The 16,802-nt window shown below is 73.6% G+C and carries 16 protein-coding genes and 1 pseudogene; 8 read left to right on the top strand and 9 right to left on the bottom strand.

Annotated elements, in window-relative coordinates; genetic code table 11:
* Positions 1-61: 61 nt before the first annotated feature.
* From KPL59_RS28480 to KPL59_RS28465, 4 genes are all read right to left on the bottom strand, one after another.
* The gene (locus KPL59_RS28480; protein ID WP_226362599.1) at positions 62-1,291 is read right to left on the bottom strand and encodes an MFS transporter; all 1,230 of its coding nucleotides are present in this window, start codon (positions 1,289-1,291) and stop codon (positions 62-64) included.
* A 131-nt stretch (positions 1,292-1,422) separates the two neighbouring features.
* The gene (locus KPL59_RS28475; RefSeq protein WP_020624299.1) at positions 1,423-1,830 is read right to left on the bottom strand and encodes a RidA family protein; all 408 of its coding nucleotides are present in this window, start codon (positions 1,828-1,830) and stop codon (positions 1,423-1,425) included.
* A 143-nt stretch (positions 1,831-1,973) separates the two neighbouring features.
* On the bottom strand, positions 1,974-2,369 hold the full coding sequence (locus tag KPL59_RS28470) for a hypothetical protein (protein ID WP_226362598.1): 396 nt from the start codon (positions 2,367-2,369) through the stop codon (positions 1,974-1,976).
* The gene (locus KPL59_RS28465) at positions 2,332-3,258 is read right to left on the bottom strand and encodes a DMT family transporter (protein ID WP_226362597.1); all 927 of its coding nucleotides are present in this window, start codon (positions 3,256-3,258) and stop codon (positions 2,332-2,334) included. The genes KPL59_RS28470 and KPL59_RS28465 overlap by 38 nt, the downstream gene beginning before the upstream one ends.
* Between KPL59_RS28465 and KPL59_RS28460 the strand changes: the two genes are divergently transcribed.
* Together KPL59_RS28460 and KPL59_RS28455 are read left to right on the top strand one after the other, a co-directional pair.
* Positions 3,200-4,723 carry a PLP-dependent aminotransferase family protein gene (locus KPL59_RS28460; RefSeq protein WP_308187968.1) on the top strand — a complete coding sequence of 508 codons (1,524 nt, stop codon included), beginning with the start codon at positions 3,200-3,202 and terminating at the stop codon, positions 4,721-4,723. The genes KPL59_RS28465 and KPL59_RS28460 overlap by 59 nt on opposite strands.
* A 393-nt stretch (positions 4,724-5,116) precedes the next feature.
* A pseudogene (locus KPL59_RS28455) lies at positions 5,117-5,437 on the top strand (winged helix-turn-helix transcriptional regulator); the annotation flags it as partial.
* Between the two features lie 50 nt (positions 5,438-5,487).
* Here KPL59_RS28455 and KPL59_RS28450 read toward each other — a convergent pair.
* Positions 5,488-6,204, bottom strand: a complete 717-nt coding sequence (locus KPL59_RS28450) for an MBL fold metallo-hydrolase (protein WP_226362596.1) — start codon at positions 6,202-6,204, stop codon at positions 5,488-5,490.
* 30 nt (positions 6,205-6,234) lie between these two features.
* Here KPL59_RS28450 and KPL59_RS28445 point away from each other — a divergent pair, with 30 nt between their 5' ends.
* Positions 6,235-7,314 (top strand): Xaa-Pro peptidase family protein, encoded by a 1,080-nt coding sequence (locus KPL59_RS28445; protein WP_226362595.1) that lies wholly within the window; start codon positions 6,235-6,237, stop codon positions 7,312-7,314.
* On the opposite strand, the gene KPL59_RS28440 is transcribed toward KPL59_RS28445, so the two are convergent.
* Genes KPL59_RS28440 through KPL59_RS28425 form a run of 4 tightly spaced genes read right to left on the bottom strand, consistent with a single transcriptional unit; the run spans position 7,301 to position 12,231 of the window.
* Positions 7,301-8,506, bottom strand: coding sequence for an ABC transporter permease (locus tag KPL59_RS28440; RefSeq protein ID WP_226362594.1), 1,206 nt, complete (start codon positions 8,504-8,506; stop codon positions 7,301-7,303). The two genes, KPL59_RS28445 and KPL59_RS28440, sit on opposite strands and share 14 nt — an antisense overlap.
* Positions 8,503-9,441: an ABC transporter ATP-binding protein gene (locus KPL59_RS28435; protein WP_226362593.1), complete on the bottom strand. Its 939-nt coding sequence runs from the start codon at positions 9,439-9,441 to the stop codon at positions 8,503-8,505. Before KPL59_RS28435 ends, KPL59_RS28440 begins: the two co-directional genes overlap by 4 nt.
* 29 nt (positions 9,442-9,470) lie before the next feature.
* Positions 9,471-11,579 carry a histidine kinase gene (locus tag KPL59_RS37205; RefSeq protein WP_308187967.1) on the bottom strand — a complete coding sequence of 703 codons (2,109 nt, stop codon included), beginning with the start codon at positions 11,577-11,579 and terminating at the stop codon, positions 9,471-9,473.
* Complete coding sequence (locus tag KPL59_RS28425) at positions 11,566-12,231, bottom strand: response regulator transcription factor (RefSeq protein WP_226362592.1); 666 nt, start codon at positions 12,229-12,231, stop codon at positions 11,566-11,568. Before KPL59_RS28425 ends, KPL59_RS37205 begins: the two co-directional genes overlap by 14 nt.
* Before the next feature lie 105 nt (positions 12,232-12,336).
* On the opposite strand from KPL59_RS28425, the gene efp reads away from it, so the two are divergent.
* The 5 genes from efp to KPL59_RS28405 all read left to right on the top strand — a co-directional run bounded on the left by efp (position 12,337) and on the right by KPL59_RS28405 (position 16,802).
* Positions 12,337-12,897 carry an elongation factor P gene (gene efp, locus KPL59_RS28420; RefSeq protein ID WP_020625794.1) on the top strand — a complete coding sequence of 187 codons (561 nt, stop codon included), beginning with the start codon at positions 12,337-12,339 and terminating at the stop codon, positions 12,895-12,897.
* Position 12,898: 1 nt separating this feature from the next.
* Positions 12,899-13,318, top strand: a complete 420-nt coding sequence (gene nusB, locus KPL59_RS28415) for a transcription antitermination factor NusB (RefSeq protein WP_020625793.1) — start codon at positions 12,899-12,901, stop codon at positions 13,316-13,318.
* A gap of 317 nt (positions 13,319-13,635) precedes the next feature.
* On the top strand, positions 13,636-13,764 hold the full coding sequence (locus KPL59_RS36080) for a hypothetical protein (protein WP_255677793.1): 129 nt from the start codon (positions 13,636-13,638) through the stop codon (positions 13,762-13,764).
* A gap of 246 nt (positions 13,765-14,010) precedes the next feature.
* Complete coding sequence (locus tag KPL59_RS28410) at positions 14,011-15,189, top strand: P1 family peptidase (protein WP_226362591.1); 1,179 nt, start codon at positions 14,011-14,013, stop codon at positions 15,187-15,189.
* On the top strand, positions 15,186-16,802 hold the full coding sequence (locus KPL59_RS28405) for an ABC transporter substrate-binding protein (RefSeq protein ID WP_226362590.1): 1,617 nt from the start codon (positions 15,186-15,188) through the stop codon (positions 16,800-16,802). The genes KPL59_RS28410 and KPL59_RS28405 overlap by 4 nt, the downstream gene beginning before the upstream one ends.

The raw sequence follows: 16,802 nt of genomic DNA, 5'->3' as shown, positions 1-16,802 counted from the left end.
CGCGACGCGCGACGTCGATGAGGTGGCGGGGAGCCGTGAGTCGTCCGCGGCGACCCGCCCCTCAGAGCGCTCGCGCGGGCCGCGACATGGCCACGGCTGCGAGCCCAGCCGAGGCCACCGCGGCGGTCACCGCCACCGCCACGGCGGGGGAGGACCACTCGGCGAGCAGACCGGCAGCGAGAAGACCGAGCCCCTGCGCGCCGATCAGCCCAGCGGCCGCGAGGCCGGTCGCGCGCCCCCGCGCCTCGGCCGGGGTCCGGCGTACGAAGCCGGCCTGTGCCTGGATCAGCGCGGCGGCCACGGCCGCGCCGCTGAGTGCCCACAACACGGTGATCGCCGCGACCGACGGCGCGAGCGCGCTCACCATCAACGGAACGCCGGCGGCCACGGCGAGCGGGAGCATCCACCGTTCCCGGGTCCGCTGGGGGACCCAACGCGTGAACACGATCGCCCCCAGGACACTGCCGGCCGGGATGGCGGCCAGGAGCAGCCCGACGGCGACCGGCCCGGCGCCGAGCTGCGCGGCATAGGGAGCAGCGACCCCCTCCGGGGCGATGTAGGTCCCGGCCAGCCAGACCACGACGGCCAGCGTGCGACGCGAGGGGTCCGCGAAGACCGTGCGCGCTCCGGCAGCGATGTCGCCCGACCAGGAACGGACCGCACCGGCGGCAGGGACAGGCGCGGGACGAGGCGCGACCCCGTAGGCCAACACCGCCGCGGACAGCAGGAAGGTCACCGCGTTCATGACCAGCGCGGCGTGCGGACTCAGCAGGGCCAGCAGCGCTCCGCCGGTCGCGAACCCGGCAACCTGCGCGAGCTGGCCCGTAACCTGACGGACGGCGTACCCGCGTTCGAGCAGGTCACCGCGCAGGATCTCCGGCAACAACGCCCCCTGCGCGGCCGAGTGCGGTGAACCCGCCAGCACCAGGACCACGATCAGGGCACACAGCACGGGCAGTGGGAGGCCGGGCCACGCCATCGGCATGACGAGCGCCGCTCTGGTGAGGTGACTGCCGATCATGACCCGCCGACGCGGGTACCGGTCGGCGACCCAGCCCAACAGTGCGCCGCCCAGCAGCGCAGGGAGGAAGGTCAACGCGTACACCGCCGCCGACAGGGCCGCTGAGCTGGTGCGCTCGTAGACCAGCACCGAGAACGCCACCCGAGCGAGCTGGTCGCCCAGGATCGAGACGACCTCGGCAGACCAGAGCGCACGGAACTCGCGAAGCGTGAAGACCTCGGTCAGGCGCCGGGGCCTCGGCACGGCGGCTGCGGAGTCGGCATCGTTCATAGTCGGCCTGCTGACCATGTCACGAACAGCAACGCGTCGGACACTCAGGGTTCGAGCAAGCACACTACTAGGCGATCAACGATCGCGAACAGTCGACCACCGACCCCGGGACGTCGGCGCCGGAGCAGGAACTAGTCGCGCACCGCGGCGACCGCTTCGATCTCGACGAGCTGATCGTCATAACCGAGCACGGTCACCCCCATCAGGGTGCTGGGTGGGTCGTGGTCACCGAAGGCGTCACGGACCACCTCCCAGGCGGCCACGAGATCGGCCTGCTCGCTGGACGCGACGAGCACCCGGGTGCTGATGACGTCACTCAGCGACGCGCCGCTCTCGGCCAACGCGGTTCTCATGTTCTCGACGGCGTGCGCTGCTTGGCCTGCGACGTCCCCGACCGCCGCGGTCGAGCCGTCGGCGTGGAGGGGGCAGCTACCCGCCAGGAAGATCAGTCGTGCGTCCGCGGGCGCGGTCGCGGCATAGGCGTACTCCGCCACGTCGGACAGGCGGGCAGAACGGATCAACCTCACGATCGTGGTCATCGGCGACGACCCTAGCCACGTCTGCCGATCCGCGCGGTCCGATTTCAGGCTCCGCCGAGCAGGTCAACCGGTGTGCGCGACGAGCGTGGGGACGGCGTCGGTCGTCGCCGGTTCGGAACCGGGCCTCCGTGGCCGCGGTGCGCTCATCGAAGGTCCAGGCCGGGGGTGATGAAGTCGCGGTAGTAGGCGACGACCGTCGAGCGGGGGATGTCGGGCCGGGTGAGCCACCAGCGTCCGAGCTGTTCGCCGACCCCGCTGATGGCGTAGGCGAAGGCGAGGCTGCGCTCGTCGTCGAAGGTCCCGAGGTGCCGGACCATTCCCGCGATCCGCGTGATGGTCTGCTCACGCAGCTCCGTGAGCTGTGCGTTCAGTTCCGGGGACAGGGCGGTGCTGGGGTTGAACAGCAGTGAGTCGCCGTGCTGCGGGGCCCCGCAGCTCGACGCCGACCCCCTCCCGGCAGTGAACGGTGCGTTCGCACGGTGGACCCGCCTGACGTCGGCCTCACCGCCCGACCCTGTCGTCCGAGTGGGCGTGCCCACGCGACGTCGACGATGGCCGTGTGCGTGATCGGACGGCGACGAGCGCGCACGCGATGACCGCGACGCCGCCGAGGAGTGTCGGCCAGGTGATGCTCTCGTGGAGGATCAGCGCCGCCCAGCCGATGCTCATCACGGGCTGGGCGAGCTGGATCTGGCTGACCTGCGCGAGTGGTCCGATCGCGAGGCCGCGGTACCAGGCGACGAAGCCCAGGAACATGCTCACGACGCCCAGGTAGGCGAAGGCGAGCCACTCCGCCGGCGTTCCGGTCGGCGGCTGGTCGACGACCGCCCATCCGGTGAGGAGGATGGTCACCGGCGCGGCAGCGAGCAGCGCCCAGGAGATCGTCTGCCAGGCTCCGAGGCGGCGGGACAGGATCCCGCCCTCGGCGTAGGCAAGGGCACAGACGATCACGGCTGCGAACAGCAGGACGTCGGCGGCCTGCAGCTGTCCGACTGTATTTCTCTGGACCGCGGCGAACAGCACGGCGGCGACCGCCCCGACTGCCGAGGCGACCCAGAACACGCGACCGGGTCGTTCGCCCGTGCGAACGACGGAGACGATCGCAGTGGTGGCGGGCAGGAGTGCGATGACCACCGCCCCGTGGCTCGCGGGCGTCTGCGTCAGCGCGATCGAGGTGAGTAGCGGGAAGCCGAGCACCGCACCAGCTGCCACGACACCGACGCCGATCCACTCCCGTCCGCGTGGACGTGGGGACTGCGAGAACCAGAGCGCCAGACCTGCGAGCAACGCGGCAACCACCGCGCGGGCGCTGCCGACGAGCAGCGACGACAGGTGCCCGGACCCGACGGCGAGCCGAGTCAGCGGGACGGTGAACGAGAAGGCGAGGACACCGAGAAAGCCCCAGCTCAGGCCGGGACGAGCCGGCACGACGAACCGCGGTAGCGGACGGCCGGGAAACGTAGTAGCGCTACTATCCTCACTCATGAATCAGCGTAGCAGCGGGCTGGTCGAGGCGGCTCTGGAGACGTGGATCTCCTCCGCCGCGCCGGGTGCGCGCCTGCCGTCGACGCGCGAACTGACGGCGCACCACGGCGTCAGTCCGGTTACGGTTCAAGCGGCTCTGCGATCGCTGGTGTGTCGTGGGCTCATCGAGACCCGCCCCGGCGCCGGGACGTTCGTCAGTGCCACCCGTGAGCTGCGACCGGTGGACCTCTCCTGGCAGACCGCCACCCTCGGGGCGGCAGGAGCAGCTCCCGCCGCCGCGTCGAGTGCTCTCCGCACGGTCCGCAGCGATGCGATCTCTCTGCACTCGGGTTATCCCGACCGCAGCCTGCTCCCCGAACGCCTCCTGCGGCCGGCAGTTGCCCGGGCGGGCCGCGGCGACGCGGCACTCGAACGCACCGGGTCGGCGGGGCTCGCGGGGCTCCGCGGCTGGTTCGCCGCCGAGATCGCCGCCCAGACGCCCGCCGACGGCACCGGCCCCTCGGCGCGGGACGTGATCATCGTGCCCGGCAGCCAGCTCGGCCTCGCCGTCCTGTTCCGCAGCATCGCGGGACCGGGCGGCGCGATCCTCATCGAATCGCCGACCTACTGGGGAGCGATCCTCGCCGCTGGTCAGGTCGGCGTCACTCTCGTGCCCGTTCCCGCGAGCACCGAGGGCCCCGACGTCACCGCTCTCGAGCGCGCCTTCACCGAGACCGGCGCGCGCGGCTTCTACGCGCAGCCCAACTTCGCCAATCCCACTGGTGCGCGATGGTCCGCCGCACGCGCCGCCCACGTCCTCGAGATCGTCCGCACGCACGGCGCGTTCCTCATCGAGGACGATTGGGCCCACGACTTCGGCATCACTGCTGACCCCGTACCGGTCGTCACGAGGGACGACTCCGGGCACGTCGTCTACCTGCGCTCCCTGACCAAGAGCGTCTCGCCGGCCATCCGCGTGGCCGCGCTCGTCGCCCGCGGCCCGCTCCACCATCGCCTCCTCACGGAGCTGCAGTCCCAGTCGATGTACGTGAGCGGACTGCTTCAGGCCGCCGCCCTCGACGTCGTGACGCAGCCCGCATGGCAATCACACCGCCGTGCCCTCCGCAAGCAGCTCCGCGCCCGACGGGACCTCCTCGTCGCCGCGCTCAGAACGCACGCCTCCGACGCGACGATCGAGGGAATCCCTGCGGGCGGCCTCAACCTCTGGGTCCGTCTCCCGGACGGGACCGACCTCGCCCGCTTGACACAGGACGCGGAGCTGCGCGGCCTCGCCGTCGCCGCGGGGAACGAGTGGTTCCCCGCCGAGCCCACGGCCCCGTACGTACGCCTCAGCTTCGCAGGCCCGAACCCTGACGCATTCGACCAAGCGGCGATCATCCTCGGTGAGGTCCTCGCGGAGCAGCGCTGAGGGGTCGAGAACGTCCTGACCAGCGGGGGATCCGGCCGGGCGCCGAGTGGGCAGACTCCTACCGGTCGCTCGCGCAGCAGTTCGGGCTCACCGTCGACGCGCTGGGCCCCACTTCGGCGACGAGGCACTCATGGACGCTCTGGCCGACTCCGCGGATCTGACGACCCTGGTCGGTACCGGTGACCGCTACCCCGGACCGGGTTGCCGCATGATCTGGCGGCTTCACGAGCGCCGAGGCAGCCGTGCGACCGGCGACGGCGATTCTCCTCGGCCACGACGCCTTGGCTACCTACGATGACGGAGGTGTCGAACAGTGACCAGGCCTCGGCGGTCGACGAGGGCGGCCGACCCCTCCCCACCGGCGGGCACGACGCCGTCCACCACGTCTGTCCGTTGAACGAGGTGCTGGACCGGGTCAGCGGGAAGTGGGCGATCGGTGTGCTCACGCTCATCGGTGCGGAGGAGGTCGCGCGGTTCACCGAGCTCGAGCGAGGCATCCCGGGCATCAGCAGGCGGATGCTCACGTTGACGTTGCGGAACCTGGAGCGGGACGGGCTGCTGACCCGCACGGTGTACGCGACGGTGCCGCCCAGGACGGAGTATCGGCTGACCGAGGCCGCCCGGGAACTCGCGCAGACCCTGTCTCTCCTCACCGACTGGGCCGAACGTCACCGGACGCACGTCCAGGTGTCCCGGCTCGCCTACGACGAGGCCGACCGAGGCCGCAGGACCGTGATCGCCGCCGACGACGACGCCGGGTCGGCTCACGACCCGAACGCCGCCACGAACTGCTCCACCGACGTCGCCCGGTAGACGGTGTTCGTCCGCTGCACGTCGGCCAGCGGGGCGTGCGACGCCGGGGAGTAGCGGTGCCCCGGGTACACCGTCGGGTTGCCCTTCAGCCCCGCCAGCTGCTGCAGCGAGTGGTACATCTGCGCGGTGTCGCCGCCCGGGAAGTCGGTGCGCCCGCAGCCCTGCAGGAACAGGGTGTCCCCGGCGACGAGCCGGTCGCCGTCCGGGTCCGGCACCAGGAAGCACTGCGAGCCCGGGGTGTGGCCGGGGGTGTGCAGCAGCCGGATCGCGACGTTCCCGACCTCGACGACGTCGTCGTGGTCGTGCGGGGTCAGGTCGGTCGCCGACAGCCCGGTCACCCGGGTCACGTAGTCGGCCTCGGCGCGCTGCACGTGGATCGGCACCGGGTGCGACCCGATCAGCTGCGCGACGCCGACGAGGTCGAAGCCCATCATCGTGCCGCCGACGTGGTCGGGGTGGTGGTGGGTGGCGAGCACCCCGGTCAGGCGCATGCCGTCGGCGTCGAGGGTCGCGACCAGCTCGTCGGGGGAGTAGGCCGGGTCGACGACGACGGCCTCGCGGGTCTCGTCGTCGCCGATCAGGTACGAGAAGTTGACCATCTGGGTGGCCACCTGGTCACCCACGGCGTAGTCCTGGCCCGACAGCAGCTGGCGGAAGTAGAGACCCATGGCCGCGACCCTAGACATAGGGTTCGGGGCATGTCCCACCCCGCCCGGCGCGACACCCTCCGCGCCCTGCTCCCCGCCGCCGGACTGGACGCGCTGCTGGTCACCGACCTGCTCGACGTCCGGTACCTCACCGGGTTCACCGGCTCCAACGCCGCCGCGGTGATCGCCACCGACCCGGGGGAGGACCTGCTCTGCACCGACGGGCGCTACCGCGTCCAGGCCGCCGAGCAGTGCCCCGGCCTGGAGATCCTCGTCGAGCGGCCGAGCGCCCCGGCGGCCGCGGCCCGCGTCCGGGCCGGGCGGACCCTCGGCTACGACTCCGCCACGCTCACCGTCGACGGCCTGGCCGCCGTGCGCGACGCCGTCCCCGGCCGCCGGCTGCGCCGGGCACCCGGCCTGGTCGGGCGGCTGCGCGCGGTGAAGGACGCCGACGAGGTCGAGCGGATCGCCGCCGCCTGCGCGCTGGCCGACACCGCGCTGCGCGGCCTGCTCGACGACGGCGGCCTGCGCCCGGGACGCACCGAGGCCGACGTCGCGCGCGAGCTCGACGACCGGATGCGCCGCCTGGGCGCCGACGGCCCCGCCTTCGACACCATCCTCGCCGCGGGCCCGCACTCCGCGGTGCCGCACCACCGCCCCACCGGCACCGAGCTGCGCCGCGGCGACCTCGTCAAGATCGACTTCGGGGCGGCGCTCGACGGCTACCACTCCGACACCACCCGGACGTTCTGCCTGGGCCCGGCCGCGGACTGGCAGCGTGAGCTGCACGCCCTGGTCGACGCCGCGGCGGCGGCCGGGCGGGCCGCCCTGGTCGACGGGGCCTCGGTGGCCGCCGTCGACGCGGCGGCCCGGGACGTCGTCACCGCCGCCGGCCACGGCGAGCGGTTCCCGCACGGGCTCGGGCACGGGGTCGGGCTCGCGGTGCACGAGCCGCCGTGGCTCGCGACCACCGCCACCGGCCGGATCGACGCCGGCACCGTCGTGACCGTCGAGCCGGGCGTCTACCTCGACGGGCGGGGCGGGGTGCGGATCGAGGACACCCTGCACGTGGCCGCGGGCGGCCCGGCCAGGGCACTGACCGGGCTGCCCCGCGAGCTCATCGAGATCTGAGCGCCTCCCGCCACGGCACCGTCGCCCCGATCCGCAGCACGGACCGCTCGTACACGCGGGCCCCGGCGCGGGCCAGCAACGCCACGGCGACGATCATGACCAGCGCCGAGCCGGCCACGTGCCAGGCCGAGACGGTGCCCTGGGCGACCATCAGCGGCATGAGCATCGCCGGGAACGGCGGGATCCACGACAGGATCTGCAGCGCCGTCGCGTCCGGCGAGCCGAGGTACCAGAACGAGGCGCCGTACATCGCGAACATCAGCATCATCAGCGGCCCGGTCGTCGAGTTGACGTCCTCCTGGCGCGACACCAGCGACCCGGCCGCGGCGTAGAGGACGGCGAAGAAGGCGTAGCCGAGCACGAACCAGGCCAGCGCCGCGCCGAACACCCCGACCGCGGTACCGGTGATCGTCAGCAGCCCGGTGGCGAGCCCGGTCGCGATCCCGACGACGCCGTAGAGCAGCAGCTGGACCAGCCCGACCGCACCGATTCCCACGACCTTGCCCCAGAGCAGGTCCAGCGGGCGGATCGTGGACAGCAACAGCTCCACCACCCGGCTGGACTTCTCCTCGACCACGCCCATCGCGACGGTCAGCCCGAAACCGACGATCTGCATGAACATCACGATCAGCACCGCGAACGACAGCGCCGACCGCTGCCCGGCCTCCGGGTCGGTGGGGTCGAGTGCGTCGACGGTCAGCCTGGCGGGCGGGGTCGCGGCGGCCAGCTGGGACGGGGTCACGCCCACCACGGCGAGCCCGACGCCGGTGGCCCGGTCGGCCAGCGCCGCGTCGAGGACGGCTCGGGTCGCCGGGTCGAGCTCGGAGTCGACGACGGCCGTCGCGCCCGGTCCCGATTCGTCGCCGAGCAGGGCGACGTCGAGGTCCCCGGCGGCGACGGCAGCCCGGCCGTCGCCGGCGGAGGCGATCTCCCGGACGTCGACGGGTGACCCGAGCCGCTCCGCGGCGGAGGTGACGGCCGCGGCCAGTGCCGGGTCACCGGCGACGCCGACCGAGGGCCGGTCGTCGCCCGTGCCGAACAGCGAGAAGGCGATCATGCTGCCCGCGATGAGCAGGAGCATGATCGCGTTGCTGACCCAGAAGCTGCGTTTGTGCACCTGCACGCGGAACTCGCGACGGGCGACCAGCGCGATGGCGCGCCGCGCGGGCAGGGTGGTGGACGGGGCGCTCATGCGACGACCTCCCGGTACAGATCGGTCAGCGACGGGGTGGTGACGGTGAAGCCGTGCACCGGACCGGTGGCGAGCGCGGCGGCGAGAACCCGCTGGTCGTCGACGCCGTCGCCGAGTGCCAGGACGGTGCGGCCGCGCTCCTCGGCGAGCACGGTGACCCCGGCCAGCCCGTGCGCCCAGCCGGGCCGGGCGGCGGGGGCGCGCACCTCCAGCCGGGTGCCGCCACCGCGCCGGACCTCGCCGACGGTGCCGACGGTCCGCATCCGGCCGGCCACGAGGATCCCGACCCGGTCGCAGAGCCGCTGCACCAGGTCGAGCTGGTGGCTGGAGAACAGCACCGGCACCCCGGCGCGGGCCTTCTGTCGCAGCACCTCGCTCATCACGTCGACGGCGACCGGGTCCAGCCCGGAGAACGGTTCGTCGAGCACCAGCACGGCCGGGTCGTGCACGAGTGCCGCGGCCAGCTGGACGCGCTGCTGGTTGCCCAGGCTGAGCGCGTCGACGGTGTCGTCGAGCCGGTGGTCGACGCCGAGCTGCTCGGCCCAGCGCAGCACCGCCCGGCGCGCAGCGACCCGGTCGACGCCGTGCAGCTCGGCCAGGTAGGCGAGCTGCTCACCGACCTTCATCTTCGGGTACAGCCCGCGCTCCTCGGGCATGTAGCCGATCGTGCGGCGGACGTCGAGGTCGATCGGGCGCCCACCGAGACGGACCTGCCCGGAGTCCGCCGCCAGCACGCCCAGGGCGATCCGCATCGTCGTCGTCTTCCCGGCGCCGTTGGAGCCGACGAAGCCGAAGATCTCGCCCGGGCGGACGTCGAAGGTCACCCCGTCCAGGGCGACGGTGCCGCCGTAGCGCTTGGTCAGCGCGTCGATCTCGAGTGTGGCGCCGGTGTCCGCCACCGGCCCGGCCCGGAGCTGCTGCTGCTGTGTGGTCATCGGTCCCTCCCCCGCTGTGGGGACCGACGCTACGAGCCGGGGGTGCCCTCGCGGATCGGCGCGAAGGACGAGATCGGTGCCGCGGCGGGGTCGTCCTCGCGGACGAGCGGGCTGCGGGGCAGCACCGCGCGGACCGTCCACCCCTGACCGTCACCGGGGCCGGTGTACAGCTCGCCGCCGACCAGCGCGACCCGTTCCCGCATCCCGAGCAGGCCCAGGCGGGAGCCGGTGTCGTCGGGTCGGTGGCCGGGCACCGGGCCGTCGTCGTCGACCTCCACGACGAGCGGCTCGGCGGCGCCGCCGTGGACGACCCGCACCCGGGTGGGGGTGGGCCCGGCGTGGCGCAGGGTGTTGGTCAGTGCCTCGGTGACGATGCGCCGCGCGAACAGCTCGGCCTCGCCGGGCGTCGCCGTGGGGGAGCCCTCGACGGTCACCGCGACCGGCAGCCCTGCCGCGCGTGACGGCGCGACCAGGGCCTCCAACGCGGCGGGGGACAGGTCTGCGCCGTCCGGGTCCGGCCCCAGGTCGGCGAGGGCGGGCAGCGCCTCGGCGACCCGGCGGACCGAGTCCGCGATGTGCCCGAGCGCCTCGGCGCGGGCCGCCGGGTCGGCGGCGAGCCGCGCCGCCCCGGCCTGCACTGCCACCGCGGAGACGTGGTGGGCGACGACGTCGTGCAGGTCGCGGGCCACCCGCAGGCGTTCGCGGGTGAGCGCCTCGCGCACCCCGGCCTCGGTGAGCGCGCGTCGCCGGGTCGCGGTGTCGAGCCGGTGGTGGCGGACCGCGACCCCGGCCGCCCACAGCGGCACCACGGCCAGGAAGCTGAGCACGACCACCGACGCCGGGGTCCCGAGCCGGTGCCACACCCCCGCGAGGGTGCCCCCGGTGAGGACGACCAGCGTCGACACCGCCACTGCCACCGCGGACGTCACGACCGGCGCCGTCGACGCCGCGCCCCACACCAGGAGTATCCAGGTGGCCTCGGCGAACGTGTTGGAGCCGTCGAGCATGGTCGCGACGAACGACGCGACTCCGGCGAGCAGCAGCGCCGGCACCGGCGCGGTCCGCCACCACGCGACGAGTGCGAACTGCACCGCCACGACCAGCGCTGCGGCCGGGTTCCCCCACGGCAGCTGCAGCAGGCGCAGGAACCCGTCGACGACCACCAGCCCGGTGTCCACGTCGCCCGCCGAGGAAACGAGCGCACCGATCAGCAGAGCCGGGACGACGAACGCGACGAGCGCCCACAGCCCGGCCCGGTCGGGCAGCGGCACCCGGCGACGCCGCGCGGACGCTGCCGGGGCCGGGACCGGGGCCGGCAGCGGGACGACGGGTCCCGGCTCGGCGGTGGCGGCGGGGGCGCGGAGCACGCCCAGGACCCGGCGCATCGCGGCCAGCACGGACCGGGCCCGTTCCCGCACCGCCCGCAGGTCGGCCTCGGTCGCGTCGGGCCCCAGCGCCCCGGCCTGGGCGACCAGGCGGCGCAGACCGCTGAGCACACCACCGCCGATCTCCTCGGCGATCCGGGACCGCTCGGCGTCCAACGCGGTGCCGTGCTGCAGCCGGTCGGTCTCGGCCCGTTCGCGGTCGGCGCGCAGCGCCGCGGACCGGCTCCAGCGCCCCGCGACGGTGGCGATCACCAGCATCGGCATGACCACCATCGCGCCGCCGACGATCAGCCCGGCGTCGGTCGCCACGTCCGGCGAGACCGGTAGGCGCAGCAGCCCGGCCAGTCCGAGCGAACCGAGCCAGGGCAGGGCCACCCACGCCGCAGCGTCGACCGGTCCGCGCTGCGGCGCCCGTGCGACGGAGAACGCGAGCAGCGGCCACACCAGCGCCGCGGCCCCGCCGAGGAACGCGATCCCCGGGGCGGAGATCACGGCCAGGGCCAGGTAGGCACGCCGCGGCCGCCGGCGGCGCAGCAGCATCGCCGCGGCCGCCGCCAGGCTCAGCCCGACCGCCAGGGCCACCTCCAGCGGCAGCGGCAGCCGGTGGACGTAGCCGTAGCTGTTCACGACCAGGGTCGTCACCATCTCCTGGGCGACGAGGATCAGCGCCAGCACCGCGAGCGCGACGTCCCCCGCGCGGCTCCCGGGCAGCGGTGCCGGGGGAGCATCCCCGCCGGGCTCAGCCGTCGGCACCGGCCGCCCCCACCAGCCCGTGCTCGTAGGCGAACACCACGAGCTGGACCCGGTCGCGCAGCCCCAGCTTGGTGGGCAGGTTCGACACGTGGGTCTTGACCGTCGTCCCGCCCAGCACCAGCCGGTCGGCGATCTCGGCGTTGGACAGCCCGGCGGCGACCAGCCCGAGCACCTCCCGCTCCCGCTCGGTCAGCGCGGCGGCGGGCCCGGCCTGCGCGGGCGGGTCGGTCGGGACGAACGAGCCGACGAGCCGCCGCGTGACCGACGGCGCGAACAGCTCGTGCCCTGCGTGCACGGTGCGCACCGCGACCTGCAGGTCCTCCGGCTCGACGTCCTTCAGCACGAAGCCGGACGCGCCGGCCCGCAGGGCGTCGTAGACGTGGCGGTCCAGGTCGAAGGTCGTCACCACCAGCACGCGGATGCCGGGGTCGCGCAACGCCCGGATCCGCCGGGTCCCCTCGATGCCGTCGGTGCCGGGCATCCGGACGTCCATCAGGACGACGTCCGGACGCAGGGTCTCGGCCAGCTCGGCGGCCTCCGCGCCGTCCCCTGCCTCCCCGACGACGTCGATGTCCGGTGCCGCCGCCAGCACCGTCCGCAGCCCCGCCCGCACCACGGCCTGGTCGTCGGCCACCACCACCCGCACCGTCATGGCGCCCATCCTGGCAGGTCGCCCGCCCCTCGGGCGGGCCGGTGAACCCGGTGGCGGTACCCTGACCGACGCACGAATCCGAGATCCGAGCAGGAGAGCGCGCACGTGGCGACCACGAACGACCTGAAGAACGGCCTGGTCCTGAACATCGAGGGCCAGCTGTGGACCGTGACGGCGTTCCAGCACGTCAAGCCCGGCAAGGGCGGTGCGTTCGTTCGCACCACGCTGAAGAACGTGATGTCCGGGAAGGTCGTGGACCGGACCTTCAACGCGGGCACCAAGGTCGACACCGCGACGGTGGACCGCCGCGACATGACCTACCTGTACCGCGAGGGCACCGACTTCGTCTTCATGGACGCCGACACCTTCGACCAGATCCCGATCCCGGAGAAGGCCGTCGGCGACGCCGCGCGCTACCTGCTGGAGAACGCCACCGCCCAGGTGTCGCTGCACGAGGGGGAGCCGCTGTTCGTCGAGCTCCCGACCTCGGTCGAGCTGGTCATCTCCCACACCGACCCGGGCCTGCAGGGCGACCGCTCCACCGGCGGCACCAAGCCCGCGACCCTGGAGACCGGCGCCGAGATCCAGGTGCCGCTGTTCCTGGAGAGCGGCACCAAGGTCAAGGTCGACACCCGGGACGGCCGTTACCTCGGCCGCGTGAGCTGAGGTGCGCGCACGCACCAAGGCCCGTAAGCGGGCACTGGACATCCTGTTCGAGGCCGAGGCCCGCGGTGAGGACGCGCTGTCCGTGCTCACCGCGCGCCGCGAGACCGACGACGCGCCGCCCGTCCAGGACTACGCGGCGCGGCTCGTCGAGGGCGTCGCCACCCACCAGGAGCGGATCGACCAGCTGATCGCCGAGCACGCCGAGGGCTGGGACGTCGACCGGATGCCCGCGGTCGACCGTGGCCTGCTGCGGCTCGGGATCTACGAGCTGCTGTGGGTCGACGACGTCGACGACCCGGTCGCGATCACCGAGGCCGTCGAGCTGGCCCGGACGCTGTCGACCGACGACTCCCCGCGCTACGTCAACGGGGTGCTGGGCCAGATCTCCGACATCGCCGAGCACCTGCGCGCCACCCTGTAGACCCCGGCCGCTCGGTGCCGGTGCCCGAGCGGTCCCGGGCGGACGGTGGCCGCGTCCCCTCCGCCCCGGGACCCGGGCGTGAGCCCGGTGCGTCCTCGGAGCCGACCGCGCCGCCCCCGACGAGCACCGTCGCGGCGACCGGCGCGGTCGGCCCTGCACGTGTGCGCCCGACCCCGTCCCTGGATTGCAGCCGACGCGAACGGTGACGTCGCGGTAGAGCGCGCCGGTCGTCGCCGACGTCCGACTCCGCGGCGCTGTTCGGTCGCGGCCCCCACCTGCTGGTCGCCCCCAGGACACGATCCCCCCCGGCCCCGGCGGTGTCCGCCGCCGGCCTGCCGATGCCCCTGCGCAGCCAGGCCCCGCAGCTGCCGCTCGACGGGCGACGCGTCGATCCCGCCACCTGGCGGCCCGTCGCCGTGTCGACGGCGGACGAGCCCCGGCGATGAGTACGCACGGCCGCTGCCCGCCGCCGGTCGTCCTGGGATCTGCCGTACCCGGTCGTCCCGACCGGGCCCCGAACCAGATCGAGAACGGCGGCAGGCGCGCGCTCGTCTGATCGATCGTTCAAAGTTGGTAACCTGACGGAAACAGCTCTGAGCTGCAACGAAGGGCGCCGTTGACGGCCATCGAACAGCTCTTTATCGTCCTGTTCAATGAATGAGAAGCGTGCTTCCGAGGTGGTGCGAGGCCCGGTGCGTGCGCGGGATCTCGGGGTCGCGGTCGGGACCGGAACGCCCGGCCCCGCCAACGCGATCACCGACGTCCCCGGTACCCGGGTCGGGCACTGCACGCTGACGGCGGGACCGGGGACGGACTCCGCGGAGGTGCACACCGGGGTCACCGTGGTCCTGCCGCACGACGACGGGATCTGGAGCCGGCCGGTCTTCGCGGGGAGCCACCGGCTCAACGGCAACGGCGAGCTCACGGGACTGCAGTGGGTGCGCGAGAGCGGAATGCTGACTTCGCCGATCGGGCTGACCAACTCACACAGCGTCGGGGTCGTGCGCGACGCGTTGGCGCGGGTCGAGGTCGCTCGGCGAGCCCCCGGGGAGCTGTTCTGGGCCCTGCCGGTGGTGGGGGAGACCTGGGACGGCGTCCTGAACGACATCGACGGCTTCCATGTCCGAGCCGAGCATCTCGAGCGGGCCCTCGCATCCGCCGTGCGCAGCGGCGACGGCGCCGCCGTGGCCGAGGGAAACGTCGGAGCCGGTACCGGCACGATCTGCCACGGCTTCAAGGGCGGGATCGGGACGTCCTCCCGCGTCGTCGTCCTGGACGGGACCGCCGGCTACACGGTCGGGGTCCTGGTGCAGGCCAACCACGGCCGGCGTGACCGGCTCCTGGTCGACGGTGTCCCGGTCGGCCGTCTGATCGACGGGCGGGAGATCCCCGTTCCGATCCCGTCCGGGGCGACGGTGCCGGTGGAGGGCGGGGGCTCGATCATCGTCGTGGTGGCGACGGACGCGCCCCTGCTCCCGCACCAGTGCGACCGCCTCGCGCAGCGAGCCTCGCTGGGCGTCGCCCGCGCCGGGGGCGTGGGCGAACACTTCAGCGGCGACCTCGTCATCGCCTTCGCCACCGGCAACCGGCTGCGCAAGAGCGAGTACGGCGCAGCGGCACCGGTGACCCAGACGCTGACCATGCTGTCCGACGGCGGCATCGACGCGTTGTTCGCGGCCACGGTGGAGGCCACCGAGGAGTCGATCCTCAACGCACTCGTGGCCGCCAGGACCGTCACCGGACGCGCGGGCGTACGCGCCCACGCGCTCCCGCACTCCCGGCTCGTCGACGTGCTCGTCGAACACGGCCGGCCCCTCGCCCCCGTTGCCGTCCGTCCGGACCGCCCGCCACTGCCCGAGGAGATGTCATGAGCCCACCCGACCTACCGCCCGCCGGGGTCGGCATCGGCCGCCGGACCGTGCTCCGGACGCTGCTCCTCGGCGGTCTCGGCGTGGCCGCACCAGGAGCGCTGGCCGGCTGTGCACGGCGGATGGACGCCGTGGCCGGCGCAGGTCCGGTCACCGCGGTGCGCGGCGGCACGGTCGTCTGGGGCAAGCCCCTCGAGGCCCTCGCGCTCAACCCGACGACGTCGTCGGTCGGGGCCTCGTGGGAGCTGATCCAGGTGGTCTACGAGCCGCTGGTCGAGCTCGACGACGACCTGGGCGTGGTTCCGGCGCTCGCCCAGAGCTGGGAGAACCCGGCGCCCGGCGAGTGGGTGTTCACCCTCCGCAGCGGTGCCAGGTTCTCCAACGGCCGCCCCGTCGACGCCGACGACGTCGTGGGCACCTTCGCCCGCCATCTCGATCCGGCGAAGCCCACCGCGTTCGCCAGCTACATCGGGGGGACCGGCACCACGGTCAGCAGGGTCGACGACCGTCGGGTTCGGTTCGTCCTGGGTGCCCCGCGTGAGATGTTCCTGTCCGCGCTGAGCGCGGCCGTGGCCGTGATCCTGCCGATCCGGGAGATCGGTGCCGGCGAGGTCACCCCGGCCACCGAGATGCTCGGCACCGGCCCGTTCATGGTCGAGAGCCACCGCCAGGACCGGGACTGGGTCCTGGTCCGCAACCCGTTCTCGTGGCGTCCCCCCACGGCGGACCGCCTCGAGGTCCCCATCATCCTCGACACCAACGCGCGGATCGCGGCGCTGCGCAACGGCAGCATCGACATCGCCACCTTCGACGAGCCCGACGCGGCGCTGCTGCTCAGCGACGTCCCCGCGGTCGCCGTGCAGGTGCAGCCGCGCACCGACTTCTTCGTCCTCACCCTCAACGCGGTCGGCGACACACCCTTCACCGATCGCCGCGTCCGGCAGGCGGTTGCCCACGGCATCGACCGGGAACGGATCAGACAGGTCGCCCTCGCCGGCGTCGGTGCCGTCACGGGCCCGGTGTCGGCGACGTTCCCCGGAGCCCTACCGACGACGGTGCACCGGGACACCGCGAAGGCCAGGACGCTGCTCGCCGAGGCGGCCCGGACCGACCTGCACTTCGAGATCATCTACGGCGGCCCCGTCGCCGGCGGGATCGCCCAGATCATCCAGCAGGACCTGGCCGAGATCGGAGTGACGGTGCGGGCCACCCAGCTGGAGGCGGCGGTGCTGAACCAGCGCTCCTGGGTGAGTACGCCCGCCCGGATGGACGCCGCCGTCAGCTTCTACGCCGCCTTCGGCGGGCCGTTGATGGCGATGCGCAACTGGAGCCCGGAGCTCGCACCCTTCACCGCGGGCTTCCAGGAGGACGATCCCTCGGTCACCGACCTCGTCACCCGGGCGTGGTCGGCGTCCGGCCCGTCGGCGGACGCGGCGGTACGCCGGGCGTCGACCGCTCTCGAGGAGCAGGCGAACACCATCCCGCTGGTCACCAAGCCCGGGATCGTCGCCTATCGGGCGGACCGGGTGGCACCGCGGATCAGCCGGCTCGACGGGAACCTGGACGTGATGCAGTACGCCGGTGCGCTGAGCCGGGTCCGGACCGGGGGTGCCTGA

The sequence above is a fragment of the Pseudonocardia sp. ICBG1142 genome, assembly GCF_020496255.1.
Taxonomy (GTDB): Bacteria; Actinomycetota; Actinomycetes; order Mycobacteriales; family Pseudonocardiaceae; genus Pseudonocardia.
Note: the sequence above shows the minus strand (reverse complement) of the source record. Positions and strands in the feature narration are given on the sequence as shown.